We start from the raw sequence: 23,600 nt of genomic DNA, 5'->3' as shown, positions 1-23,600 counted from the left end.
TATCTTACTTTGTTTGCTTGTCAGATCAAGTCTAAACTATTACATCTTAAACTAAGTTCTCAATTTCTCAAAGAAATCTTTTAACAAAAGAGAACATTTTGTTTCTAATATTCCACCATAAACTTCAGGTATGTGGTTACAGAATTGAAATATTCTAGTGCCGTTTTCAACTCCTCCACCTTTGGGATTGTAAGCCCCGAAGTACAGACGTTTAATTTTTGCAAAAGAGATAGCTTGAGCGCACATCGGGCACGGCTCTAACGTTACGTACATTTCAGCTTCATAAAGCGTGGAAGTTGAAAATGCTTGTCTAATTGTTAACATTTCTGCATGTGCAGTTGGATCATTAGATATATTGTGTGCAGAGGAGATGATATTGTTTCCATTAACTATTACAGCACCTATTGGCACTTCGCCATCTTTCTGAGCAAGTTTTGCTTGCTCTATGGCAAGTTCCATGTATTGGTACTTAAACATTAGGTGCTTGGGTAAATATAATTTTCTTTTCTTGGCTTTTCTATTTTTTCTAGGTTATAGAATTCACTAAGGACTATTGTCCTTTTTACAAGGCTATCTATTTCTCGCTTTAAATATTTTTTTATTTCTTCTACCGATTTTAGTTCGTTTATAGCTACAACTACTTCTTCCATTATATCCTCTATAATTTGATCCTCCTCTAATTTATATATTATTTGTTCTACATGCCTATTCAATTCCTCGAAGGTCGCAGATCCATATGTAATGCTATCTTTACTATTTCTTAGTAACATTTTTTACCTCTCTATTAGAATATAGTTTATTAAGTTCTATTAAACTCTATTGTCAATAGCTGCCTTAATAAATGATGTAAAGAGAGGATGAGGAGAAAATGGTCTTGATTGAAATTCTGGATGAAATTGCACACCAATAAACCATGAGTGATTTTTTAGCTCCACTGCCTCTATGCATGTTTTATCTTCTGATATACCACTGCATATCATTCCATTCTCTTCTAAGTTATTTTTATAATCTAAATTAACTATATATCTGTGTCTGTGTCTTTCTGAAATAGTGACACTACTATACACATTTGCCATTTTTGAATTTGGACTTACATTACACGTGTATGTTCCAAGTCTCATGGTTCCACCAAGATCAACGTTCTTACCATCAGCGAGCTTGATGATTGGGTGTTTGCAAGTATAAAATTCTTCAGAGTGTACATCTTCAAGCTTAATAACGTTACGAGCAAATTCAATCACTGCAAGCTGCATACCAAGACATATTCCTAAAAAAGGAATGTTATTTACACGGGCATAGTTTATTGCTAATATTTTACCTTCTATTCCATTATCACCAAATCCTCCTGGAACAAGGACTGAATTAGAGCTTTTTAATTTTTCTCTGATAAACTTTGCATCTATAGATTTTCCATTCTCTTCTCTTGAATTGACCCAATTTATCTTCACTCTAGCTTTATTACTAATTGCACCATGGTTTAATGCTTCAATCAGTGATTTATATGCGTCAGGAAATTCAGTATATTTTCCTACTATGGAAACGATAACTTCTTGTGTTGGATGTCTCATAGAGTGTACTATTTGGTCCCATTCAGGTAAGCTTGGTTTTGGCTTACTTAAGTGAAAGTGATCCAAAATTTGTGTCCCGAGCCCACATTGATTATACAAGGACGGTAACTCGTATATATGGTTTACATCAGGAGCAGGTATTACGTTAGATAAAGAAACATTGCAAAGATTGGCTATCTTTTCTTTTTGATTATCGGAAATTTCTTTTTCACTGCGACATAATATAATATCTGGTTGTAACCCCGCAGAGTTTAACTCTCGAACTGAATGCTGTGTCGGTTTTGTCTTTAATTCTTGTGCTGCAGTGAGATATGGTATTAAAGTTAAGTGAATAAGGATAACTTTTTGCTTTCCTAGTTTATAATTAACTTGGCGTATAGCTTCCAAAAACGGTTGGCTTTCAATATCACCTACGGTTCCGCCTATTTCGCATATTACAAAATCTAAATCTTCTGTACCATTAAAAATGAAAGATTTGATTAAATCTGTCACATGAGGAATGATTTGCACAGTTTTGCCTAGATAATCACCACACCTTTCCTTCTTTAATAATTTATTATATACTTTACCAGTTGTTATATTGTCGTCCTTGGTTGCTTTAATTTTAGTAAAACGCTCGTAATGTCCAAGGTCTAAATCAGTTTCAGCACCATCCTCAGTAACAAATACTTCCCCGTGCTGAGCTGGGCTCATTGTTCCAGGATCAATGTTGAGATATGGGTCAAGCTTTCTGATGCGAACATTGAATCCATGAGCTTGAAGAAGTGCTCCCACACTTGAAGCAACTAAACCCTTACCAAGTGATGAAACAACTCCACCTGTAACAAAGATAAACTTGGTTTCTTTCATTAATTTTCAAATGGAACAGAAGTTGATTGGCCTTCTTGCTTCTTTTCTGATATAATCTTCTCTGCAATTGATTTTTTATGTACATCTTTTGAACATAATCCTGATAGTAACAGTGTATTTATAATGAACAGCCCAGCAACTATAGAAGTTATTCTACTGAGTGGATTTTCAGAAGACTTTACCGGAATTATTGAATTCATTCCCTGTTGTGAATTACTAAAGCCACTTAATGAACTACTTCCAGGTGGCTGCAGGAGCACTAAAATTACCAATACAACAACTAATATTATTTGAAGTACACTAAGTACTGTTACTGACATTATAAATAGAGCTAAAAATAAAGATTTTAGGAGCATAAGGATCATAAGTCAAGAATATCTTTACCCGAGTAACTTGACTACTGGAACCCAAGCATGTATTAAACCTTATTTAAATTATGAGCTATCACATTTTAAAATACAAAGATTATGAACCAAAAATGGATGAAAGTTCTTTTATCGCAGATGGTGTGCGTATTATAGGTAACGTTGAAATAGGAAGGAATGCGAGTATCTGGTTTAATTGTGTGATCAGAGGAGATGTTGGATCAATCGAAATAGGTGATGAAACGAATATTCAAGATGGCACCGTAATTCATGTAGATAGAAATCCAGGCGGTGACACGATTATTGGTAGTATGGTGACGGTTGGACATTTTTGTGTGTTACATGCATGCACGATACATGATAAAGCATTTATTGGTATGGGCTCTGTTATAATGGATCATGCGATTGTCGAGTCTGAAGCTATGGTAGCTGCTGGTTCACTGGTGACACATGGAAAAGTGATAAAAAGTGGTGAAGTATGGGCTGGCAGGCCAGCACAATTCTTCAAAAAAATGTCAAATGAAGAAATAAAACATATTACACAATCTGCACAAAATTATATCATGCTGATGAAAGAATATAAGGCTATATGCTAGGTTGAGAAATCTTCAGCTCTGATGCACATTCTACGTTAACTACTTCAAAAGTTTCTTCAACTATATAATGCTTATCAATATAAGCTTCTTCAACTCTAGGAATATGCTGATTAATAAAACTACCTCTGACTAGAATATCCTTTATTGGCCAGTTTGTTTCTGTTGGAGTACCTGATAGCATAGCTGCATATTGTGCTTTTGCTGATTTTAGAGAAAAAGACATAATATTGTTTAAGTTAAGAAAGAAATTTACACGACTCCTGCAGTATTCAAGCGATTTGCCCACTGGATAATATGGTATTTCACCTACAACCTTTCTTATTAACCAATTGCACTCTTTGGTAAGTATGCTTGCTTCTTTTGGAACTTGTAGCGGTATTATAATATCATTGCTAATTCTATTTTCTTCTTGAGAAAAAAGTTCGGTGTAAGCTCCTTTTTTTCTGTGTTTCTCAAAATACTTAGGAAAATAAATATTGAGATATTCAGAGTGTAATTCTATTCGATTTTTCTGATCATTTTCTAAGATAAACGTATATTTATCACCATTTTGCTTAAGTTCGCATAACTTAAATTTACTAAGGTCAGAGTCTGGAAATGGCTTTTCAATTTCAAAAGCAAGTGTAAGAGTGTGCGTTGTGTGATCAAATTCATTTTTTTCTTGTAGACCATCTTGTAGACTATAGTACTTATTTTTTTCATACTCTTTTCCTTCTATGTTAGCACTCACTTCCTCTTCATCCAAATTTTCAATAGCATCAAAAAATTCTTCTTCATCCAGATCTCTTTCTTTTTCACCTGGCTCTTGTTCTTTCAGAGAATCATACCATACATCCTCTTCATTAACTTTCGCCTCTATTGTATTTTCTACACTTATTTTTCTTGTATGATCATTTCCATTGCTAGCAGTTGTTTGATAATGTGTATCGTTAGTTTGAAAAAAGCTCTTTACTTTTGATATTAAGCTAATCCATGAAAGTCTGACTTGATTAAGTAGCCATTTAAAACTCTTCATTGTTTTACCCCAACCTAATTACTAAAAATTGTAACAGAATAAATTAAATATGTCAATAAGATACACAAATTGTACTAACTGGAAATTAGTGGCAGCACTTAACATCTGTGTAAATTTTGACATAGGCGTTTTCTGCATTTTAACCAAATCAGTAAGGAGAACACCATTGATATTCTCCTTTTAGAAGCAACTTGAATAAAACTGATAAAGTTTGAATTAAAGTGTGATTAGGAAAGTGAGTGATGAGAACTCTTTATTTGGACTTCTTTTGATTCATCTATTTTAGTATTAGGTCTTAGTGCTGCATATGTAGCACCACCAGCTACGAGTGCAGATGATGTAGCTATGCCAATTATTGCTAACATACTTAGTCTAGTTGTATGTTCAAGTATAGTACTTGCTACCAGCCCAACAGCAAGACCAACACCAATAACAGCAGTGTACAACATTCTAGGATTATTTGAATTAGGCATATAGCTCACTAACTCTCTGCAACACTTTTCTGATTCTTTCTTTATGTCCTCGAGCTTATTTAGATCTTCTTCTTCTATTTTAGCATTTAATTCTAGTTTCTTACATAATTCTTGCATTTCTTTTACTTGTTTTTCTAATTTTTTTAAAAAATTTATTATTTTTGTTCCTTGTAATTTTATTATTGTTTCCTTAAGTAGTAACGTTGATATTGGCATTGCTATTTCTTCTATCTCTTTTTCTGTTTTCCTTTCCAATTCCACTACTTTTTCTATTCCTTCGTCTGATATTTCAGTGTCTTTTTTTAGTTCTATTTCAAACTTTCTTTTTTTTAACTCTGATTTTGCTTCTTGTAATGATTCTAATGCATTCCATAGCTTTTCACCAGAATTCCGACTACGTTTTGGTGACATTTGTTGACTACTTTTGGACTTTTTTGGTGACATAAGCTGAAATTTAATTTCTTTGAGCTTTCTTGCGCTTTCACCTGCATTTACTTTAGCCATAATAAACCTCGCATATTAAATAATGCTATTACATAATATCTTTAAAGCTCAAGGTCAAATAGTATCTTTACATAATATAAATCATAAACAGAAAATTTTAGTGTAAATTGCCATATTTACTTTGTGCTACGGTTTGAGATAGAATAACAACTTGCTTCAAATATGGAAAGGCAGTACAACTCTATAATCAAGTTACTGAACTCTCATTTACTCCTCTTTTTTTGTAAAACAATCTACAATTCATTAGAAGATCTTCAGATAGACGTTGATCATTGGTTGTGTTTTTACAATGAGACAAGACCTCATTCTAGTAAATATTGTTATGGCGATGTAGACTTTCCTGAATAGAAAACATATTGCTTTTAGAAAAATATTAGTAGCATTACATAAGAGACTGATATTAGTTTTCAATTTTTCTGTTAGTTAATTCTTGCTTGCTAGATTAAGTTGTGTCTGGTAACCATAATGGCAAATCTTGTTAATTTGAGGCGTGGATTTTAGCCTCTCTCATCCTTACATTAGTTACATATTCTTTCGCAGAGGGCTAATGATAGCAATGAATTTATTAGTAAAATTCAGTAATTTATAACTGACAATTAGAGCTGTTAATTAGCAACTCACTTTAAATAAGTTACTCAACTGTGACAGATTTAGCTAAATTTCTCGGACAATCTACATCTAACCCTTTTTTTTCTGCAATAGAATAAGCAAGAAATTGCATAGCAACACTGTAGATAATTGGAGAAACAAAATTGTCAACTTCTGGAAGTTGCACCACATCTATGCAAATTCCCTTTAAGAGCGGTGCTCCTTGCTTATCACTAAAGGCAATTACTTTACCTTTTCTTGCAATAATCTCTTGTATATTGGATAGCGTTTTAAAGAATAAATTATCGTAAGGAATAATTGCGATAACAAGTACAGTAGAGTCTATCAAGGCGATAGAACCGTGCTTCATTTCTCCCGCTGCAATACCAATTGTGTTGATATATGAAAGCTCTTTTATCTTCAATGCACCTTCCATTGCAACTCCATATGAGCTTCCTCTCCCAATTATAATTATATTATTGTGCTCTAATATACTGCCTGATATATGTTGTATTTCCATCACATTCAAAACATGCTCTACATGTTCGGGAATGGAATTAATAGCACCGCTTAGTTCCTTTATCCTCTCTCTACCCAGTATACCTTTTATTTTTCCAAGCTCTACAGCAAAGCATGCTAAAATTGCAAGCTGCGTAGAAAAGGTTTTTGTCGAAGCAACACCAATCTCAGGTCCAGCAAGAGTATGCAATACAATATCTGAGGCTTTTTCTATGCTGCTATTAAATGTATTAATTATGCTAATGATCATTTGTTTCTGCAATCTCGCATAACGTAGTGCTTCCATAGTATCTGCAGTTTCACCAGATTGAGAAATGAATAAGCCAATACTACCTTCTTCGAGCTTGACGCTGCTATACCTAAATTCTGACGAGATTTCTAGATATACCCGAATTTGAGCAATACTTTCCAGCCAACACTTTGCTATTAGTCCAGCAAAATAGGATGAACCGCATCCAACTATAGTAATGTAACCTAGTTCAGAAAATAATTCTTTGTTGATTTCTTTATATTGTTTATAAAATTGATTTATTGTTTTGTTTAATGCATACGGTTGCTCAAAAATTTCTTTTAGCATAAAGCTAGGGTAACCATTTTTACTAATTAGAAAATTTCTTGGACTGCTATTTTCTGTTCTGCGTTTAACTTGTATACCATTATTATATATACTGAATTCGTTAGATTTTATTACTGCAATATCATTATCTTCTAAATGCAATATTTTTTCTACAAATGAATTCAAAGTATTAGTATCAGAAGCAGCAAACACTTTATTACAGTTATATCCTATTGCTAAAGGCAAATTTCTTTTTGCAACAAATAAAGTATCTGGATATTCTGCAAATAATAAAGCCAAAGCAAGTGAACCTTGTAAATTGTTTAGACACTGTAATATAGAATCAACTGGTGATAACCCTTCATCAAGATATGAAGTTAATATGTTTGGTATCACTTCTGTATCAGTATCGGTGTGGAAAGATACTCCCTTTTCCTCCAGATCCTTTTTTAATATATTGTAATTTTCAATTATGCCATTATGAGCAACAACAACATTATTTATATAAATGGGATGAGCATTTTTAAGATTTGGAGCTCCATGTGTAGCCCAACGAGTATGTGCTATACCAACTTTGCTACTAGATATCTTGCTCTCATGAACAACTTCACACAATCTTTCAACTTTACCTTCTGATTTTTTTACTTCTATCTTACCTCTATTATTTATAATTGCTATACCTGAAGAGTCATAACCTCTGTATTCCAATTTTTGCAACGCGGTTAGTAAAGTTGGTATTACTGAATCACCGCTACTTACTATACCTAATATTCCACACACTTCTTAAATTATGAAGCATTTTTGTCTTTTTTACTTTCCTCTAGTTTATTTTTCTTGCCATTCTTTTCAACTTTGCTTTTTTCAATAAATTTAGCTACTGGCTTTTGAATTTCTTTATTTAAGATTTCAGATATAGCAGACTTTAGGATTTTTATTTCAATTTTTGGTGCTATTTCTAGTATTAGTTGTGCATTTACTTCGTCAACTTTGTTTACTTCACCTATTATTCCACTAGAAGTAATAACCGTATCACCACGTTTTATTTGATCTATCATCCTTCTATGTTCTTTTAGTTTTTTGTGATTGGGGCGAATAATGAGAAAATAAAATACTACAAATATTAAAATGAGTGGAATAAAGCTAGCAACAGATGCTGATACATTGTTAGTCGCATCTGCCGCAAAAACCTCAGAAATGAACATATTTAATCCCAATTATTAATGATAAAATTAAATAGATTAAGCAGCAATTACAATATCATGTCAAGTCTCTGAAAGAAATTAATTCAAATTAATAAGAAAGTTAAAGAATTTTAAGATGTTTCTGCTGTAATGGCGGGAGTGATGAGACTTGAACTCACGACCTCATGCGTGACAGGCATGCGCTCTAACCAACTGAGCTACACCCCCCATTGCTTTTTAACGTTTGCAACCTTAAAGCTAATCAACGTGTTGCCACTTGTCAATATTTTTTGTTTGCGCTTTTTTGTCTTTTTTATTACTATGTAAATAACTTAATTTCACACATGGCTTATGCAAGTAGTCCCGTTAGGGTTATGCCATGGAGGATAAACTATTTGGAGGAGTAAATATGACAAATTTGCCTAAAGTCACTATACGTGATTTAGCTGAATCTGGTGTGCATTTTGGCCATAAAGTTAGTCGCTGGAATGCGAAAATGGCCCCATATATATATGGTATACATCAAGAGAATCGTATACACATAATAGACTTACGAAAAACATTACCATTGTTAGAGGCGGCGATGAAAGCTTTATACGATGTTGCATCTCAAGATGGTCGCATTTTATTTGTTGGTACAAAATTTCAAGCTTTAGATATTGTTGCAAGTGAAGCAGTTCGTTGTGGTCAGTATTATGTAAATGATCGATGGCTTGGTGGTATGCTTACTAATTGGAACACTGTTTCTTCTTCGATAAAAACTTTGATACAATATGAGAAAATATCCAATGATGAAGATAGCATCTTAACAAAAAAAGAATTAGGAAACATTGAAAAGAAAAGAAAAAAGCTTGATAAAGAATTGGGTGGAATTAGAGAAATGGGAGCAGTTCCTGATATTTTATTTATTATTGATACTAACAAAGAGCATATAGCGGTTAAAGAGGCTAAAAAACTGGGTATTCCTGTAGTTGGAGTACTTGATACCAATTCTGACCCAGATGGTATTGCCTATCCTATACCAGGAAATGATGATTCAAGAAAATCAATAGAGCTCTATTGTAAATTAGTTGCTGATTCTATATTAGCTGGAATAGAGTCTAGTTTGACAAGGTCTAGAGTTAAGGATGATGAGCTTATTCAAGAAAAAGAAGAGGATATTGTGCAAACTAAAAAGAAGCGTATTAAGGTTGAAACAGAAAAGGAGGTAATAGTAAGTAAATGAAGATGGATTCAAGTAGTATAAGGGAATTACGCGATAGAACAGGGCTTGGCTTAAGCGATTGTAAGAAAGCGTTAGAAGAGTGTGATGGTGATATTAAGAAAGCCGTTGATAGGTTGCGTACAATAGGATTTGCTAAAGCTGACAAAAAGTCTGATAGAGTAGCTTCGGACGGGCTTATTGCTATGTGCTTGGCTAAAAATTATGGTGTATTGGTTAAAGTCAATTGTGAAACTGATTTTGTTGCTAGAAATGAGAAGTTCATAGCATTAGTTTCAAATTTAGCATCAATTGCTTGTCAAGAACGTTGTACTAGTCTTGATGAGTTAAAAAATGCAAAATATGAAGATGTTGGTACAGTGCAGGAAGCTATTATGAGTGATACATCGGTTCTTGGTGAGAAGTTAGAGTTAAGCAATCTTTGCTACCTAGAGACTAAAGATGGGATTATTTCTGGATACGTACATGGTGATATGCCTGGCTTAGGTAAGATTGGTGCTTTAGTAGCATTGCAGTCATCTGGTGATAAAAAAGAGATTGGAAAGCAAATAGCTATGCATGTAGTTGCTATGAAACCTGAAGCTTTATCTATAAATGATTTAGATCAAGAAAAATTAAAAAATGAGCGTTCTATAATCGAGGAGCAAGTAAAGAGCTTAAATAAACCTGAAGAGGTAGCGAAAAAAATAGTAGATGGACGAATGGCTAAATACTATGAAGAAGTTGTTCTGCTAGAGCAGAAGTTTATAAAAGATGATAAAATGAAGATTGCTGATTTTATAGAATCAAGTGCTGTTAAATTAGCTAATTATAAGTTACTTACTTTGGATGGTGCAAATAAGTAACAAAACTTCAGAAGTAAAGTACCCCAGAGTGTTATTCAAAATCTCTGGGGAGGCTTTGATGGGATCAAAGCTATTTGGCCATGATATGGAAGTTATAGATAAACTATCCAAAGACATAGTTGAAGTTTGTAATCTCGGAGTTCAAGTTTGTATTGTTGTTGGTGGTGGGAATATTTTTCGTGGTGCATCAGCATCTTTAAGTGGCTGTGAAAGAGCAAGCAGTGATTATATTGGAATGCTTGGTACTGTCATTAATGCTTTAATTTTGCAAAATTTTTTAGAAAAAAGCTCTATAGTCTCTAGGGTGTTGTCTGCTATACCCATGACTACTATATGTGAGCCTTATATAAGAAGGAAGGCTATTCATCATTTAGAGAAAGGTAGAGTGGTCATTTTTGCAGCAGGCACAGGTAACCCATTTTTTACTACAGATACAGCTGCAGCTTTACGTGCTGTTGAAATGAATTGTGATGTTATTTTAAAAGGTACTCAAGTAAGTGGTGTATATTCTGCCGATCCAAAAAAAAATGAGAATGCTGTGATGTATGATAGGCTTTCTTATACAGATCTGCTAACTCGTGATTTAAAAGTTATGGATGCATCAGCAATTTCACTTGCTCGTGAGAATTCTATCCCAATTGTAGTTTTTTCTTTAAAAAGAGAAAAAATGGTTGATATTATTAAGGGTCAAGGCACTTATACTATAGTTTCAGATTGTAAACATTAGGTAATTTATGTTAAACGAAATAAAAGCTAAAACAAAAGAAAGAATGCTAAAAACTATTCAGTCTTTTCACGATGATATGAAAGGTGTACGTACTGGTAGAGCTAACGCATCATTACTTGATGGTATAGTTGTAAATATCTATGGTGGACATCAAAAACTGAACCAAGTTGCAGGCGTTTCAGCTATAGATAACAAAACTCTATCAGTTAAAGTTTGGGATGCTACTGTTATCGGTGAAGTAAAAAATGCGATAATCAATGCTAACCTGAATTTAAATCCTGTTGTTGAAGGAAATACTATACGTATAGTTCTTCCAGACTTAACACAAGAAACTCGTGAAAAATTAGTGAAATTATTGCATCAATTTTCTGAAAATGCACGAGTTGCAATTAGAAATATACGCAGAGATGTTATGGAAGAAATAGAGGAAATGAAGAAAAATAAGGAAATCTCAGAAGATGATTTTCATGTTACCAAAAAGGAAATACAAAACATTACTGATGATAATGTAAAAAAAGTCGATGATGACTTATCTATTAAAGAAAAGGATATATTGCATCATTAAGTTAATATGAAAGAATTTTTCAGTATTGAAAAACATAAGAGGATTCGATATAGATACAGTTGTATGAATGCTGTGATTCAGATCTCATCATTACGCACACATTTGATCGTTATACCTTTTGAAATCTAGAAAAAAAGCTTTTCAGTTTGATTTTTTATTATGATAATTAAGTTTACACTCTTGAGCGAAAACGATGCTGAAACGCCTTTTCCTTATTTTTGCATTTGTATTACTCATCCCACTGTCAAATGTTGATGCCAGAAGATATATCAGAATTGTTGGATCTTCAACTGTTTTTCCTTTTATCTCATTTATATCTGAAGAATTCAGCCGTATATTTTCCTTTAAAACTCCAGTTGTAGAATCGATAGGAAGTGGATCAGGGTTCAAAATGTTTTGTTCAGGAATAGGGGAAGGCACACCAGATATCACTACTTCATCTCGCCCTATGAAGGAAGTAGAGAGAGAATTATGTAAAAGAAATAAAGTGAATGAAGTAATAGAGATCATAATTGGCTATGATGGAATTGTTATTGCAAATTCAAATCAAAGCCATAGATTTGATTTTACAAAAAATGACCTGTTTGAAACTTTATCTTCATATTCTGAAGACAATGATAGATTAGTAAAGAATAACAAGAAATTTTGGTCTGATGTAAATCAAGCTCTACCAAAAACAGAAATTAAAATCTATGGCCCACATCAAAATACAGGTACACATGAAACTTTGATTAATTTTATTATGCTTGATCAATATTCATGTATGAACTCAAGGATTTTCAAAGAGAATTATCAAGACCAAGAAAAAAGAAAGAAAGCATGTAGTAATATCAGAGATGATGGAAGATATATAGAAGTTGGAATTAATGAAAACATAATAATACAAAAATTGAAGAGCAATAAAAATGCTTTAGGAATATTTAGCTTCAGCTTTTTAGCGAAAAACCAAGATGAGATTCAAGGAAGCACAATCGCAGGAATTGAGCCAACTTATAAAAATATATCATCGGGGGAGTATATGTTAGCAAGGCCTTTATATCTTTATATAAAGAAAGAACACTTAGATACTGTTGATGGATTAAGGGAATTCATTAGAGAAGTTATAGACTCTATTAGTACTGAAGGTGGATATTTATCTAGGCTTGGCTTAATTCCACTTTCAAGCGAAAATATGAAAAAAGTCTTGGAAAAGGTTCGTGATATAATATGATGACTTTGATATTTTTTTATTGGAAGTGTTAAATAAACCATACGCGTCAAGTTAAGGAAATATCGTGAAATATAGCAACATTTGAGATGGGCATTTTATTTGTTACATTTATTTTTTTAGGGAGTTCTTATCTAGAAGAAGATGATTTTTTCAGAAGAACCTATAAATTAATAACTTTATTACTTAATATATAAAATAGTTTTTTTTCGTTTCCTTTCTTCCTTATACCACTTTTCCTTAACTTGACGCGTATGGTTTATTTAACACTCCCTTCCTTTCTGGATTACAGCGTCACGCGCTGGAATGACACCTATTTGTTTTAGTAGTTCCTTTCCTGTCATTCAAGTAGCCTTTTCTTGTCATTCCAGTGCCCAGACACTGGTGCTCACAAGCAAACTAATCATAGGAGGTATTATAATAAAAACAACGTTTTCAATGAAACTACATAAAGCAAGTGTCACGAACCGGAATGACACCTATTATTGTTTTTACTTTATATCTTTATTTGTCTATCTTATTTTGCCATTCTGTTGAACGAATACAGGAAAATAAACTGTAATATCTAACTTTGATGCAAAAAGATTAACATATAACACGTAAAAGTTACTGAATCACTTTAGCCATATATAGAATTATTTTGTTAAATATTCTCTACTCCCAGGTTTCATTATAGGTAATTGTTTTAATTCACTTGGCAGTTCTTCCTCGCTATAGTTTTTGATATTTAGTTCAATCAAAGATATTACAGGAAAGGGCAGTTTTGTTTCACTATTTCTCTTGATCAAAGAAGCTCCAGCAACAACTTTACCTCCCTTCTCTTCTGCACATTTTACTGCTTCAAGTGAAGATTTACCTGTGGTAATCACATCTTCAATTAGTAAGATTTTCTCACCTTGTTTAATCTCAAATCCACGGCGTAATTCAAATTTACCATTAACACGTTCGCAAAATATTGTTCGGATTCCAAGCTGTCTACCAATCTCATAACCCACGATTATTCCACCAATCGCAGGAGATAGTATTAAATCTATGGGTTCAATAAGCTCTTTTCTTATTTTATTCGCCAATAGCTCACAAACGTTCATTGCTCTGCTTGGATTTTCAAAAATTTTAGCGCATTGTATGTAAGTGTTGCTGTGCAGCCCTGACGAGAGTACAAAATGTCCGTGCAAAATCGCACCAGCCTCTTCAAATTCTTTTATTATTGTATTATCTAATATCATTCTTGAGTTTGAAATTCTTTATTAATTATCTGCGTTATACAGATATCAGACCACACATTTATTGCAGTTTCAAACATATCAATGATTGTATAAATAGGCAAAATCAATCCCATAATGTACAAAGGAACATTCATTGATACCAAATAACTAGTTGCCATAAAATAGCACCCCATCGGCACTCCAGCGTTACCAATTGCAGCTCCTGTAGCTAAAAAAATCCATATGAACATCTCACTTAAGGAAAATGTGTGCCCATTCATCTCTGCAACAAACATCACTGTGATTAAAATAAATGCAGCACACGCATTCATATTGACTGTTGTGCATATTGGTAGAATAAAAGATGACAATTTCTTTGGTACCTTTAGCTGATTTTGCACACATTCTATAGTTGTAGGCAGCGTTGCACTAGATGATTTAGAAAAAAACGCAAGTGTAAGTGCTGGCATCACACCTTTCATCGTTTGAATTGGTGATATACCTTTATACCACATGAGTAGTGGCAAAATCACAAATGCTTGCACGAAATTTGCAGACATTATGCAAGCAAAATACCAAAAAAGACTATGGAATTCGCTGCCACCTTTTAACTCGTATAAAAAACATGTGATAAAAGACCATACAGCAAGAGGAATAAACTTTAATAACCCTTGAGCAATTCTAAGAAGTGTATCAAATAGTGCAGAAAATATTTGGTGTAATATATCTTGTTTTTCTTTTGAGAGCGAAATAATAGCTCCACCCATCAAAAAAGCAATCAATATGCTGCCAATAACATTATTTTCAAGAAAAACTTGCACAAAATTCGAAGGAATGAGTGATTTTAAGTATGAAAAGTAATTGTGGTTGCTGTCACTCACACTTTCTATTGTGTTACTTATGAAATTTTTTCTTACTGGATCTATGAATAAATAGAAAGATAGCGCAACAAATGCAGCTATAATGGTTGTAAGCAGCGTATAAAACAGCGTCTTCTTAAGTAATACTTTAATTTCAATTGAGTCTTTAAGCCCTGAAATTGTGGACACTATAGATAGAAAAACTAAAGGTAAGCTAATCAATTTCAACAGACTGATGAATATATCGCTAAATAGCTTTGCTATTTCAAATATTACTTCATTGTTTAAATAGTAAGCAATTACCGCAAACAGTATAGAAAAGAGTATTGCAAGTTTGCGCATTGAAAATAAAACCTCAAAATAACATTATATAACAATTTTTGGAATTAGGTTAAGATAACTTTACAGATGAAGGAAAAATGAGTAACATTTCATTATTAATTAAATATACATAGAAGAAGGTATGGGTCCAGAAATTAAAAAGCGTTTAAAGTCTTATGGGATAGCAGCTATAATAGGAACACTTATAGGCTTTAGTTTAAACTTTGCAGCTTTATCACCTTTAATCATAGGCGGAATTATTTCTTTGGTTTCTACATACTCATTTCTCATTTTAATTACTTCCAGAGAAGATAGTCTTAAGCATTATGAAAAAACAAGCCAAACAAAGCTAATAGCTTATTTTTTATGTACCTTAGCTACCACTGCCGCAGTAGGGATTGGTCTTGGTGCAGCTATAGGTACTATTTTTCCTGCTGTAATGTTAAATATAGAATCAGCAGCTTTGATGAGTGCAACAATAGGAGTTATTGCACCAGTTGTAAGTCTTTTTGCATTAGGTTTATTAGCATTGACGGCTGAAAAAATAAATGAATGTATTATAGAACCTACAGTCGAAAAAATAAAAGAATGCTTTTCTTCAAAGGAAGCATAAATTATCCTCGCAAAATAGTGTACCTTGGACTTAAATTGAAGTGTACTCAATTGAAATAGGTCATATTAGAGAAGGTTAGAAGTTACCTACCCAAAACCCTTATCTCCCACTCAAGTTCAATGTTAAATCTATCTTTTACTGCATCTTGTACTCTGTTGCCAAGGTTTTCTAAGTCGAATGCAGTTGCGTTATTGTAATTGAGCAGAAAATTACAATGTTTCTTAGAAATTTTAGCTCTACCGTTACTTAATCCTCGGCAGCCAGACTCATCAATCAGTTTCCATGCCTTGCAGCCTATTGGATTTTTGAATATACAACCAGCAGTTTTTCCTCTTACTGGTTGACTTTTATTTTTTTTATCAATAACTTCTTTCAATCTTTGCAATATAAGCTCATACTCTGAACTTACTCCTTTAAATTCAGCTTCAATAAAAATCCACCTGCCTTTTAGACTATGTCCACGATAAAAATATCCCATTTCTTCGCTGGAGAATTCATATAAATTTCCATCTTCTAGATTCACTGCCCTTATAAATTTTACAACACTCGCAATATCACTACCATATGCACCTGCATTCATCTCTACCCCACCGCCAACTGTTCCTGGAATTCCAGCAAGAAACTCAAGCCCACTAATTTGCTGTTCCCCTGCAAAGTAGGCAAGGTTACTAAGCAGTGCAGCACCACCTGCAACTATAGAGCTATTATCTTTACATTTAATATACGCAAATTCCTTACCTAATTTCACCGTTATTCCTCGAATGCCACTATCTCGAATTATTATGTTGGATGTTGCACCGATAACGCTAATTGGTAACTCCGCATCTTTTATCAAGCACATTAGATCTTCAATGTCACGTGGCTTAAATAGTACATCAGCTTGGCCACCAACATTTAACCAAGTCATTTTAGACATTGAAACATTATAACGGTAGATTCCACATACTTTAGGTAAGCTTATAAGCATTTTGATTTTAACTCTAATCCTGCATCCATACCCATTTTTTCTGCATCTTCTACAAACGAAGTGCGTTCAGTAAAGTATATAACTCTCTCGCCCGCTAACATACAATAAAGATGTAGCATGTTTTCACTCACATATTCTGCTAAAGCTGCAAGCGGTGTAAAGCATGAACCATTTACTGTCTTCATGAAACTGCGCTCTGATTTTGCCCTTATAAAAGACATATTATTATTAATTTTCTCTAAAAGATCGATAACTTTTATATCATTCTTTCGGCATTGAATGCAAATTGCCCCCTGCCCTACTGCGCTTAACATGACTTTTGGTGGCAATACCTCTGTAATTAAGTGATATTTTTTTAATCTTATCAGCCCTGCTTCAGCTAAAATCATTCCATCAAAATTCTGATTTTGCAGTCTAGTTGTCACATTTCCACGCAGTGTCACTACATTTAAGTCTGGCCTGAGATTTAACAGCTGAACTTTTCTTCTTATTGAAGAAGTTGCAATTGTAGCCTGCTGTGGCAAAGTTTTTAGGCTCTTATATTTATGAGAAATAAATACATCACATGGACTTAGCCTCTCTAAAACACAAGGAATTGTTAAGTCCTTCGAGAAAAACGCAGGTACATCTTTTAGCGAATGAACCGCCATATCTATATTATTTTTTAGTAATTCAGCCTCAATCTCCCTGAGGAACAGTCCTTTACCTCCTATTTCAGCAAGGGTTACATTAGCATATTTATCACCAGAAGTTTTGATTTTAATGATCTCAACGGATAGATTAGGAAAAGACTCTAATAATCTTTGTTTTGCTTCCAAAGCTTGGATGATCGCAAGGTCGCTTCCTCTCGTACCTATTTTAACTAGCATATATCCTTCATATTATATGTCTATATTCTATGTCCATTTTTTATTATCTCCAGTTTAGTTATTGAATACTTTATAATTAGTGCATAGTATCACGAACATTTAGTAATCGACGAGTATGTATGTTTGATATTTTAAAAGATTCTAATGGCAGATTTAATAAAAAGAATATTTTACCTCTTGTAGGTGCCACTGTCGCTATTATTCTAACAGCATTAAGTGCAGTAGTAGCAATTCCCAGATTTTCCTCTCACCCCTCTCTATCTAGTCCTCTCGGTTGGAAAGATCCAAGTTATAGTGAATTTCTTGCTATTCACATACCAGCTACCATAGTTACTTTCTCAATACTTGGTTTATGCATTTACCTTCCGATTGATAGCATTAGAAAAAATAAACAAATAGAGAATCTTAAAGCTACCTCTGAACCTCATTCATGGATTTATAATGATATTTTAGAAAAACAAACGCAGACCATCAATTATAGATCAGGGCTTTAGGCGGTCCTAATCTTTTAGGTGCTTGTGATTAGCAACTATTCGGTCTACAATGCACTAATATAGTTTAAATTTATGCCAAACAAGATAATAGTTAAATCTCTTTCAGTGTTACTAATTTTTTTGCTGTCCTTATATATAATACTGCCAAATTTTATTGATAATAAGTTCTTTACCTCAAAAAAGAGAATAAATTTAGGGCTTGACCTGAAAGGTGGATCATCTCTGCTTCTAAATGTAGACTTAGATTTTTACTTCAAAGAGAAACTAAGCATGCTAACCGATGAAATAAAAGAAGGTCTGTTAACACAAAAGATTGAATTTAGCGCAAAAAACGATAAACAAGTGGTTGTAACTTTAAATAATATTGATGATTACAAAAAAGTTTCAACATTAATACATAAAATAAACCCAAATTTAGAATTGAGTAGAAAAAATACTGCAATTTTCATTTCATATAAACCGCATTATAAGAATTCATTAATCAATGAAGTAGTTTCAGAGTCAATAGTTAATGTTCAAAGACGCTTAGATAAGCTTGGTACTAAGGAAGTAAGTGTGCAAAAACAAGGACAAAATAAGATATTAGTCCAAGTTCCTGGAGTAGAAGACACTCAGCAGATAAAATCTCTGCTTGGCAAAACAGCCAAGCTGGCCTTCCATTTGGCAAACACCAATGTAGCTAAAATGCAAGATATCGATCATGACACTACGATTATGCTCAAGGATTCTTTGGGTAATTCCTACCCGATATTCCGCAAAACTGAAATAGGCGGTGATTCATTAGTTAACGCATCAGTTAGATTTGGCAATTTAGGTAAACCAACAGTACATTTCAAATTCGACAGCATAGCAAGTAAAAAATTTGCAAAAATTACTAAAGAAAATGTAGGAAAGCCTTTTGCAATTGTTTTAGATAATACAGTCTTAACTGTACCAACAATACGTGAACCTATTCTAAATGGAGAGGGAGAAATTAGCGGTAATTTCACTGAAAAACAAGCGAGTGAACTTGCAATACTTTTAAAATCAGGTGCACTACCTGCACCACTTAAAATAATTGAAGAAAAAAACATTGGTCCAAGCCTTGGAGAAGAGTCAATAAAAGCAGGAGAAATTGCAGCAATAATCTCTATCATAGCCGTTGGTTTATCTATAATCATTACTTACGGCAAATTAGGCTTATTAGCGTCTGTTGCACTCGTTTTTAATGTAATCTCTATACTACTCATTCTTACCTTACTTGAAGCAACTCTTACTCTCCCTGGAATTGCTGGAATTGCGCTAACTGTTGGCATGTCAGTGGATGCAAATGTTTTAATATTTGAACGCATCCGCGAAGAAATAAGAGCAGGAAAAAGAACAGCTCGTGCCATTGAAGAAGGATTTAAAAACGCAATAAAAACAATTCTTGACTCAAACCTCACTACACTGATTGCTGCAGGAATAATGTTCATTATTGGTAGCGGAGCAATTAGAGGGTTTTCTGTCACTTTATCGATAGGAATCCTGTGCTCGATGTTTTCTGCAATTATAGTCACAAAACTTCTGATAGAATTGTGCATCAACCCACAAAAGCTAGTACTTTAGTATCTGTTCAGCAGAGTGACAAAATAAGATAGACGAGAAAAGACAACTAAATGGTTGTCATGAAAGTAGCTATCCAGTCTTTTCGTCGTCAAAAACGTTGTAACATGCTCACCAATTTAGTGAGCATAAAACCAATATATTTGTGGAGGAAAAGGAAAAAAGAAACAGAAACCATCTTCAGGCTATCACAAAGGATATGGCCATAAGATTAAAGATATGGATAGATTTATCAAATTTCTGGATGGAAATCAGGATATTAGAATTGAAAAGATAATTGAAGAATTTGGTAATATGTGTAGAAGCACAGTATATAACTACCTTAGCAAAGTAAACTATACATATAAAAAAAACTTTTCTTTATCGAGAAAGAGATAAAGAGAAACGTAAAGAGTTCATAAAAAAAGTAGAAGAAATAAATAAAGGAAACTTGATATACATAGATGAGTCTGGAATAGAGGACAATGAATTTTATGAATATGGGTGGTCTCAAAGAGGCAAGAGGTTATTTGCCCAGGGTTCAAAAGAAAGAAGGTAAGCATGATTGGAGCACTGAATGAAGGAAAAGTTAAAGCACCATGGATAATTGATGGCTACTGCAACAGCGAGATTTTTGATGCTTATGTAGAAAATGTACTTGTCCCTGTATTTAAACCTGGACAGACTATTGTTCTCGACAATGCGAGTTTTTATAAATCTGCAAGGACGAAAAATTTGATAGAAAATATTGGGTGTAAAATTTTGTTCTTGCCTCCATACTCGCCAGATTTAAATCCGATTGAGAAGTTCTGATCAAGCACGCCATAAGAAAGGCTCTACAAACCTTTTGGCCCAATATTAATTCGGCTATTGATTTTGTTTTTCAGTGCTCGGGCAAATCTTACTTCGGTTAGCTATATTACTAAAATCTCGTATTCTACATTTGACTTTAATAGCTCTTTATCTTCCTGAAATCTGAATGTTTTATCAATGCATCTTCTATCCATCCGTTAGCAATACTTTCACTTATTCCATAGCTTTGCGCTATATGGAAATATGTACGGTATTTACGCAAATATTCTAGTGCTATTAGCAAACATGCATTGTTTATTTGGTTTTCCTCCTCTTGCATTTTTCTTGGCCTCTTCCTCTATTAAAATTTCTATTATTTTTCCAATGTTTTTCTTTTTACTCCTCTTAGTCTTCGAAGCTTCTCTTCATCAAGTTTACTTACCTGCTCAAAATTTATACCTTCCCTAATATTGCTTCTACTACTTGTTTCTTAAGTTATCCAAGAAGTCTAATGGCAAGCACTGACCACTTTTGCTTCAGATGCCCTTGAACAGATATTATTACTAAAAATTAAACATCAAACCAACTTCAATATTATGAGTGGATATATCATCTGCAATAGGTGTTGGAATATTAAAGTAACGATAGCCGAGAAAGGTTTTAACTTCTGGAATTACTGAGTAATCAACACCAAGCTTTATTTGATAAACAAGCCAAGGAACATTCAGTGGCATTAAATTTTTAGATGATTTATCAATCCTTTTTAATCTAAAAACTGTTGATCCTATACCAAGACCAATATACGGAGCAAATTGAGTATTTTGAACATTAGGGTTATAGTAAAAATTTAATAAGAATGCAGATACACTTGCTGATTTATCAAATACCGGAGGAGAGTTACTATCTTCAATATTGACTTTAGAATACATGGTCTCAAAATCAACTCGGCCATTTTCTCCAGCATAGTAACCTACAGATATGCTGCTAAGCCACTGAAAATCAATTTTACCGTTAAATTTTTTTATGTTTTTAATTTCATCTCCTAAGAATAGGTCTAAAAGAAAACCACCATAACGGCCCTCAGCTAAAGCAAGAATTCTTTTTCCTATTGCACGTATACCCTCCACAAATACTTCTGAGCTATCAGAATATATCTTACCACCATTAGCACTAACATAGAAATCAAGTTTTTTTGATTTTTCCTTTGTAGGTTCAGCTTGATCTGCAATACTTGGCCACATATTTTTCTGATTAGCTACTTGGAAAACAGAAGGTGAACTACTTTCAAGTTCTTGACATTTTATTGGCACTTCTTTTTCAGTAACTTCTTCAGAATGTATCACACTTTCATTATTGTCCGTTTCTAATTTTAAGGGCTGCACTTGCTCAATGTGTGTATTGTTACTGATATAAGTAATAAAAAAATAGACACACGGAATGAAGATGAAAAATAAAGCAATAGATATTCTAATTATCATAAATGAATTATCACTTATAGTATAACTACTATATCATATATTCCTTTAATGTACAAAAATTAAGAAATAATATTTCCAATTAAACAATTATTTTCTATTCCTTTAACATGAGCTTTCACAATACTTTTAGCTTGAACTCTTGATGTAAGTTTTATTAATGCAAAATTTTCTGTTCTACCAATATTATTCTGCTCAACCAAAACGCTTTGCTCAGTGCCGAGCAAAGACTGATAAAAACTGCTCATCATTTCTTTATTTATTTCTCTTAGATGCTTTACTCGTTCTTTACGTACATTCTCTGGTATTTGTGGCATCCGTGCAGCAGGTGTGTTTTTCCGCTCTGAATATGGAAAAGCATGTAGATAAACTACATTTATTTTTTTCAGTAAATCAACTGTATCCTGAAACATTTCATCAGTTTCTGTTGGAAATCCAGCAATAATATCAGCGCCAAATGCTATATTAGGTCTTAAGCTCTTCATTTTATGATAAAATTCTATCACTTGTTCTCTATTGTGACGACGTTTCATTCTCTTTAGTATTAAATTATTACCAGACTGTAGACTCAAGTGTAAGTGAGGCATAAGTCTTGACTCATTAGCTATTAAATCCATTAGTTCATCATCAACTTCAGCAACATCAATAGAGGAAAGTCTTAGTCTCTTTAACTGTGGTATATCCTTTAAAACTCTTCTAATCATTGAACTGAGTGATTGCTTACCAAACAAATCTGTACCAAAGTCAGTAATATCAACACCTGTAAACACCACTTCTTGATACCCATTTTCTATAAAAATCTTAATTTGCTCTATAATATTGTTTACTGGCACAGATCGATTATTTCCTCTTGCCTCAGTAATTGAGCAAAATGTACAACTATGATTACAACCATTTTGAATTTCAATAAATGCCCTTGATTTATCTTCAAATCCATTAATGAGAATAGGTTCTACTTGGTTATCACTGACTAAGATTTCATCATTATTTAGTAGATAATTTTCAGCTCTTAGCTTGTCTTGATTACCTAGCACTTTACTTACACCAGGAATATCACTATATGATTTAGGATCTAATTGAACGGCACAGCCAACTACGATAATTTCTTTACTTGGGTCGTTTTTATAGATCTTACGTATTTTTTGCTTCACTTGGCGTTCTGCTTCGTTTGTCACTGCACAGCTATGCACTACAACAACATTTTCTCTCTTTGCTTTTTTTAATGCTTCTTTGATTAACTCACTCTCGTAGAAATTTAGACGACAACCAAATGTTATTACTTCATTCATGCTTTTGCTTTAATAGATCTAAATTATATCAAATATCCAAGCAAAATGACTATTTTTTGGTAGATATTATAATTTAAACATAACCTCCAGAGTTGAAAATCACAGGAAGAATTTGTAGATATACAGTAAGATCATTTAACATTTTGGTATTAGATTTCTTGCATAACTGGAATTCAAAGAGTTCCAGCTCGTGACGCTGGAATCAAGATTTTCTTATTGGATACCAAGCTGGCTGGTTATGCAAGAAATCTATTATATTCCATAAAAAAAGCTTAATGCCAATGATGTTAACCTCAAGCAAATATAAACCAAAAAACATTTTGCTAAACTGTAATAGTTTAGACTTGATCTGACAAGCAAACAAAGTAAGAT

At 33.2% G+C, this 23,600-nt stretch carries 25 protein-coding genes, 1 tRNA gene and 2 pseudogenes; 12 read left to right on the top strand and 16 right to left on the bottom strand.

What is annotated here, in order from left to right; translation table 11 throughout:
* Nucleotides 1-51: 51 nt before the first annotated feature.
* Genes JR053_RS03185 through secG form a run of 4 tightly spaced genes read right to left on the bottom strand, consistent with a single transcriptional unit; the run spans nucleotide 52 to nucleotide 2,737 of the window.
* Nucleotides 52-459 (bottom strand): nucleoside deaminase, encoded by a 408-nt coding sequence (locus JR053_RS03185; RefSeq protein ID WP_010404879.1) that lies wholly within the window; start codon nucleotides 457-459, stop codon nucleotides 52-54.
* Nucleotides 460-476: 17 nt separating this feature from the next.
* Nucleotides 477-770 carry a hypothetical protein gene (locus JR053_RS03180; RefSeq protein ID WP_007302591.1) on the bottom strand — a complete coding sequence of 98 codons (294 nt, stop codon included), beginning with the start codon at nucleotides 768-770 and terminating at the stop codon, nucleotides 477-479.
* Between the two features lie 39 nt (nucleotides 771-809).
* On the bottom strand, nucleotides 810-2,417 hold the full coding sequence (locus tag JR053_RS03175; RefSeq protein ID WP_010404884.1) for a CTP synthase: 1,608 nt from the start codon (nucleotides 2,415-2,417) through the stop codon (nucleotides 810-812).
* Nucleotides 2,417-2,737 carry a preprotein translocase subunit SecG gene (secG, locus tag JR053_RS03170; protein ID WP_007302593.1) on the bottom strand — a complete coding sequence of 107 codons (321 nt, stop codon included), beginning with the start codon at nucleotides 2,735-2,737 and terminating at the stop codon, nucleotides 2,417-2,419. The genes JR053_RS03175 and secG overlap by 1 nt, the downstream gene beginning before the upstream one ends.
* A 116-nt stretch (nucleotides 2,738-2,853) precedes the next feature.
* On the opposite strand from secG, the gene JR053_RS03165 reads away from it, so the two are divergent.
* Nucleotides 2,854-3,378 carry a gamma carbonic anhydrase family protein gene (locus JR053_RS03165; protein ID WP_010404888.1) on the top strand — a complete coding sequence of 175 codons (525 nt, stop codon included), beginning with the start codon at nucleotides 2,854-2,856 and terminating at the stop codon, nucleotides 3,376-3,378.
* Here JR053_RS03165 and JR053_RS03160 read toward each other — a convergent pair.
* Together JR053_RS03160 and JR053_RS03155 are read right to left on the bottom strand one after the other, a co-directional pair.
* Complete coding sequence (locus JR053_RS03160) at nucleotides 3,368-4,393, bottom strand: hypothetical protein (RefSeq protein WP_264687189.1); 1,026 nt, start codon at nucleotides 4,391-4,393, stop codon at nucleotides 3,368-3,370. The genes JR053_RS03165 and JR053_RS03160 overlap by 11 nt on opposite strands.
* A 227-nt stretch (nucleotides 4,394-4,620) precedes the next feature.
* Nucleotides 4,621-5,370: a hypothetical protein gene (locus JR053_RS03155; protein ID WP_010407202.1), complete on the bottom strand. Its 750-nt coding sequence runs from the start codon at nucleotides 5,368-5,370 to the stop codon at nucleotides 4,621-4,623.
* A 213-nt stretch (nucleotides 5,371-5,583) separates the two neighbouring features.
* Here JR053_RS03155 and JR053_RS03150 point away from each other — a divergent pair.
* Nucleotides 5,584-5,760, top strand: a pseudogene (locus tag JR053_RS03150) (IS481 family transposase); the annotation flags it as partial.
* A 241-nt stretch (nucleotides 5,761-6,001) separates the two neighbouring features.
* On the opposite strand, the gene glmS reads toward JR053_RS03150, so the two are convergent.
* From glmS to JR053_RS03135, 3 genes are all read right to left on the bottom strand, one after another.
* Nucleotides 6,002-7,813 carry a glutamine--fructose-6-phosphate transaminase (isomerizing) gene (gene glmS, locus JR053_RS03145; RefSeq protein WP_010407205.1) on the bottom strand — a complete coding sequence of 604 codons (1,812 nt, stop codon included), beginning with the start codon at nucleotides 7,811-7,813 and terminating at the stop codon, nucleotides 6,002-6,004.
* Nucleotides 7,814-7,821: 8 nt separating this feature from the next.
* A complete protein-coding gene (gene yajC / locus JR053_RS03140) occupies nucleotides 7,822-8,235 on the bottom strand; it encodes a preprotein translocase subunit YajC (protein WP_010407208.1) in 414 nt (137 codons plus the stop codon).
* Between the two features lie 130 nt (nucleotides 8,236-8,365).
* Nucleotides 8,366-8,442, bottom strand: a tRNA-Asp gene (locus JR053_RS03135).
* A 181-nt stretch (nucleotides 8,443-8,623) separates the two neighbouring features.
* Between JR053_RS03135 and rpsB the strand changes: the two genes are divergently transcribed.
* The 5 genes from rpsB to JR053_RS03110 all read left to right on the top strand — a co-directional run bounded on the left by rpsB (nucleotide 8,624) and on the right by JR053_RS03110 (nucleotide 12,783).
* Nucleotides 8,624-9,439, top strand: a complete 816-nt coding sequence (gene rpsB, locus JR053_RS03130; protein ID WP_139686382.1) for a 30S ribosomal protein S2 — start codon at nucleotides 8,624-8,626, stop codon at nucleotides 9,437-9,439.
* Entirely contained in the window at nucleotides 9,436-10,281 is an 846-nt protein-coding gene (gene tsf, locus JR053_RS03125; RefSeq protein ID WP_010407216.1) for a translation elongation factor Ts, read from the top strand. Before rpsB ends, tsf begins: the two co-directional genes overlap by 4 nt.
* Entirely contained in the window at nucleotides 10,265-11,008 is a 744-nt protein-coding gene (pyrH, locus tag JR053_RS03120; RefSeq protein WP_010407219.1) for a UMP kinase, read from the top strand. Before tsf ends, pyrH begins: the two co-directional genes overlap by 17 nt.
* A gap of 7 nt (nucleotides 11,009-11,015) precedes the next feature.
* Complete coding sequence (gene frr, locus JR053_RS03115) at nucleotides 11,016-11,573, top strand: ribosome recycling factor (RefSeq protein ID WP_010407222.1); 558 nt, start codon at nucleotides 11,016-11,018, stop codon at nucleotides 11,571-11,573.
* A gap of 193 nt (nucleotides 11,574-11,766) precedes the next feature.
* Nucleotides 11,767-12,783 (top strand): substrate-binding domain-containing protein, encoded by a 1,017-nt coding sequence (locus JR053_RS03110; protein ID WP_010407224.1) that lies wholly within the window; start codon nucleotides 11,767-11,769, stop codon nucleotides 12,781-12,783.
* A gap of 632 nt (nucleotides 12,784-13,415) precedes the next feature.
* Here the strand turns inward: JR053_RS03110 and pyrE are convergent.
* Complete coding sequence (gene pyrE / locus JR053_RS03105) at nucleotides 13,416-14,006, bottom strand: orotate phosphoribosyltransferase (RefSeq protein WP_010402118.1); 591 nt, start codon at nucleotides 14,004-14,006, stop codon at nucleotides 13,416-13,418.
* Nucleotides 14,003-15,187 carry a dicarboxylate/amino acid:cation symporter gene (locus JR053_RS03100; RefSeq protein ID WP_010402120.1) on the bottom strand — a complete coding sequence of 395 codons (1,185 nt, stop codon included), beginning with the start codon at nucleotides 15,185-15,187 and terminating at the stop codon, nucleotides 14,003-14,005. Before JR053_RS03100 ends, pyrE begins: the two co-directional genes overlap by 4 nt.
* Before the next feature lie 121 nt (nucleotides 15,188-15,308).
* On the opposite strand from JR053_RS03100, the gene JR053_RS03095 reads away from it, so the two are divergent.
* Nucleotides 15,309-15,779, top strand: a complete 471-nt coding sequence (locus JR053_RS03095) for a hypothetical protein (RefSeq protein ID WP_416603520.1) — start codon at nucleotides 15,309-15,311, stop codon at nucleotides 15,777-15,779.
* An 82-nt stretch (nucleotides 15,780-15,861) separates the two neighbouring features.
* Here JR053_RS03095 and murB read toward each other — a convergent pair whose 3' ends face one another.
* Both murB and hemC read right to left on the bottom strand, forming a co-directional pair.
* Nucleotides 15,862-16,746, bottom strand: coding sequence for a UDP-N-acetylmuramate dehydrogenase (murB, locus tag JR053_RS03090; protein WP_010405304.1), 885 nt, complete (start codon nucleotides 16,744-16,746; stop codon nucleotides 15,862-15,864).
* Nucleotides 16,737-17,615, bottom strand: a complete 879-nt coding sequence (hemC, locus tag JR053_RS03085) for a hydroxymethylbilane synthase (protein WP_010405306.1) — start codon at nucleotides 17,613-17,615, stop codon at nucleotides 16,737-16,739. Before hemC ends, murB begins: the two co-directional genes overlap by 10 nt.
* 119 nt (nucleotides 17,616-17,734) lie before the next feature.
* Between hemC and JR053_RS03080 the strand changes: the two genes are divergently transcribed.
* The 4 genes from JR053_RS03080 to JR053_RS03065 all read left to right on the top strand — a co-directional run bounded on the left by JR053_RS03080 (nucleotide 17,735) and on the right by JR053_RS03065 (nucleotide 20,485).
* Nucleotides 17,735-18,109, top strand: coding sequence for a hypothetical protein (locus JR053_RS03080; protein WP_010405308.1), 375 nt, complete (start codon nucleotides 17,735-17,737; stop codon nucleotides 18,107-18,109).
* A 72-nt stretch (nucleotides 18,110-18,181) separates the two neighbouring features.
* Nucleotides 18,182-19,696, top strand: a complete 1,515-nt coding sequence (gene secD, locus JR053_RS03075) for a protein translocase subunit SecD (RefSeq protein WP_010405309.1) — start codon at nucleotides 18,182-18,184, stop codon at nucleotides 19,694-19,696.
* A 216-nt stretch (nucleotides 19,697-19,912) separates the two neighbouring features.
* On the top strand, nucleotides 19,913-20,071 hold the full coding sequence (locus JR053_RS03070; RefSeq protein WP_416603516.1) for a hypothetical protein: 159 nt from the start codon (nucleotides 19,913-19,915) through the stop codon (nucleotides 20,069-20,071).
* Between the two features lie 105 nt (nucleotides 20,072-20,176).
* Nucleotides 20,177-20,485, top strand: coding sequence for a transposase (locus tag JR053_RS03065; protein ID WP_416603514.1), 309 nt, complete (start codon nucleotides 20,177-20,179; stop codon nucleotides 20,483-20,485).
* A 157-nt stretch (nucleotides 20,486-20,642) separates the two neighbouring features.
* On the opposite strand, the pseudogene JR053_RS03060 reads toward JR053_RS03065, so the two are convergent.
* The 3 genes and pseudogenes from JR053_RS03060 to mtaB all read right to left on the bottom strand — a co-directional run.
* Nucleotides 20,643-20,921: pseudogene (locus JR053_RS03060) on the bottom strand (helix-turn-helix domain-containing protein); the annotation flags it as partial.
* Nucleotides 20,922-21,027: 106 nt separating this feature from the next.
* The gene (locus JR053_RS03055) at nucleotides 21,028-21,942 is read right to left on the bottom strand and encodes an outer membrane protein (RefSeq protein WP_010402131.1); all 915 of its coding nucleotides are present in this window, start codon (nucleotides 21,940-21,942) and stop codon (nucleotides 21,028-21,030) included.
* 59 nt (nucleotides 21,943-22,001) lie between these two features.
* The gene (mtaB, locus tag JR053_RS03050) at nucleotides 22,002-23,228 is read right to left on the bottom strand and encodes a tRNA (N(6)-L-threonylcarbamoyladenosine(37)-C(2))-methylthiotransferase MtaB (protein WP_010402133.1); all 1,227 of its coding nucleotides are present in this window, start codon (nucleotides 23,226-23,228) and stop codon (nucleotides 22,002-22,004) included.
* Between the last annotated feature and the right edge of the window lie 372 nt (nucleotides 23,229-23,600).

Origin of the sequence: Wolbachia endosymbiont of Nasonia vitripennis (assembly GCF_048054115.1) — a bacterium.
Taxonomy (GTDB): Bacteria; Pseudomonadota; Alphaproteobacteria; order Rickettsiales; family Anaplasmataceae; genus Wolbachia.
This window is presented reverse-complemented; position numbering and strand designations above follow the sequence as displayed.

Bases quoted from the DNA above. Each gene is read 5' to 3' on its own strand.
- JR053_RS03165 (WP_010404888.1), top strand. From the start codon at position 2,854: ATGAGCTATCACATTTTAAAATACAAAGATTATGAACCAAAAATGGAT.
- JR053_RS03160 (WP_264687189.1), bottom strand. From the start codon at position 4,393: ATGAAGAGTTTTAAATGGCTACTTAATCAAGTCAGACTTTCATGGATT.
- JR053_RS03110 (WP_010407224.1), top strand. From the start codon at position 11,767: ATGCTGAAACGCCTTTTCCTTATTTTTGCATTTGTATTACTCATCCCA.
- pyrE (WP_010402118.1), bottom strand. From the start codon at position 14,006: ATGATATTAGATAATACAATAATAAAAGAATTTGAAGAGGCTGGTGCG.
- pyrH (WP_010407219.1), top strand. From the start codon at position 10,265: ATGGTGCAAATAAGTAACAAAACTTCAGAAGTAAAGTACCCCAGAGTG.
- JR053_RS03175 (WP_010404884.1), bottom strand. From the start codon at position 2,417: ATGAAAGAAACCAAGTTTATCTTTGTTACAGGTGGAGTTGTTTCATCA.
- mtaB (WP_010402133.1), bottom strand. From the start codon at position 23,228: ATGAATGAAGTAATAACATTTGGTTGTCGTCTAAATTTCTACGAGAGT.
- secD (WP_010405309.1), top strand. From the start codon at position 18,182: ATGCCAAACAAGATAATAGTTAAATCTCTTTCAGTGTTACTAATTTTT.
- yajC (WP_010407208.1), bottom strand. From the start codon at position 8,235: ATGTTCATTTCTGAGGTTTTTGCGGCAGATGCGACTAACAATGTATCA.
- murB (WP_010405304.1), bottom strand. From the start codon at position 16,746: ATGCTTATAAGCTTACCTAAAGTATGTGGAATCTACCGTTATAATGTT.
- JR053_RS03055 (WP_010402131.1), bottom strand. From the start codon at position 21,942: ATGATAATTAGAATATCTATTGCTTTATTTTTCATCTTCATTCCGTGT.
- frr (WP_010407222.1), top strand. From the start codon at position 11,016: ATGTTAAACGAAATAAAAGCTAAAACAAAAGAAAGAATGCTAAAAACT.
- JR053_RS03155 (WP_010407202.1), bottom strand. From the start codon at position 5,370: ATGGCTAAAGTAAATGCAGGTGAAAGCGCAAGAAAGCTCAAAGAAATT.
- JR053_RS03100 (WP_010402120.1), bottom strand. From the start codon at position 15,187: ATGCGCAAACTTGCAATACTCTTTTCTATACTGTTTGCGGTAATTGCT.
- JR053_RS03080 (WP_010405308.1), top strand. From the start codon at position 17,735: ATGTTTGATATTTTAAAAGATTCTAATGGCAGATTTAATAAAAAGAAT.
- JR053_RS03180 (WP_007302591.1), bottom strand. From the start codon at position 770: ATGTTACTAAGAAATAGTAAAGATAGCATTACATATGGATCTGCGACC.
- hemC (WP_010405306.1), bottom strand. From the start codon at position 17,615: ATGCTAGTTAAAATAGGTACGAGAGGAAGCGACCTTGCGATCATCCAA.
- JR053_RS03070 (WP_416603516.1), top strand. From the start codon at position 19,913: ATGGATAGATTTATCAAATTTCTGGATGGAAATCAGGATATTAGAATT.
- secG (WP_007302593.1), bottom strand. From the start codon at position 2,737: ATGTCAGTAACAGTACTTAGTGTACTTCAAATAATATTAGTTGTTGTA.
- JR053_RS03095 (WP_416603520.1), top strand. From the start codon at position 15,309: ATGGGTCCAGAAATTAAAAAGCGTTTAAAGTCTTATGGGATAGCAGCT.
- tsf (WP_010407216.1), top strand. From the start codon at position 9,436: ATGAAGATGGATTCAAGTAGTATAAGGGAATTACGCGATAGAACAGGG.
- JR053_RS03185 (WP_010404879.1), bottom strand. From the start codon at position 459: ATGGAACTTGCCATAGAGCAAGCAAAACTTGCTCAGAAAGATGGCGAA.
- rpsB (WP_139686382.1), top strand. From the start codon at position 8,624: ATGACAAATTTGCCTAAAGTCACTATACGTGATTTAGCTGAATCTGGT.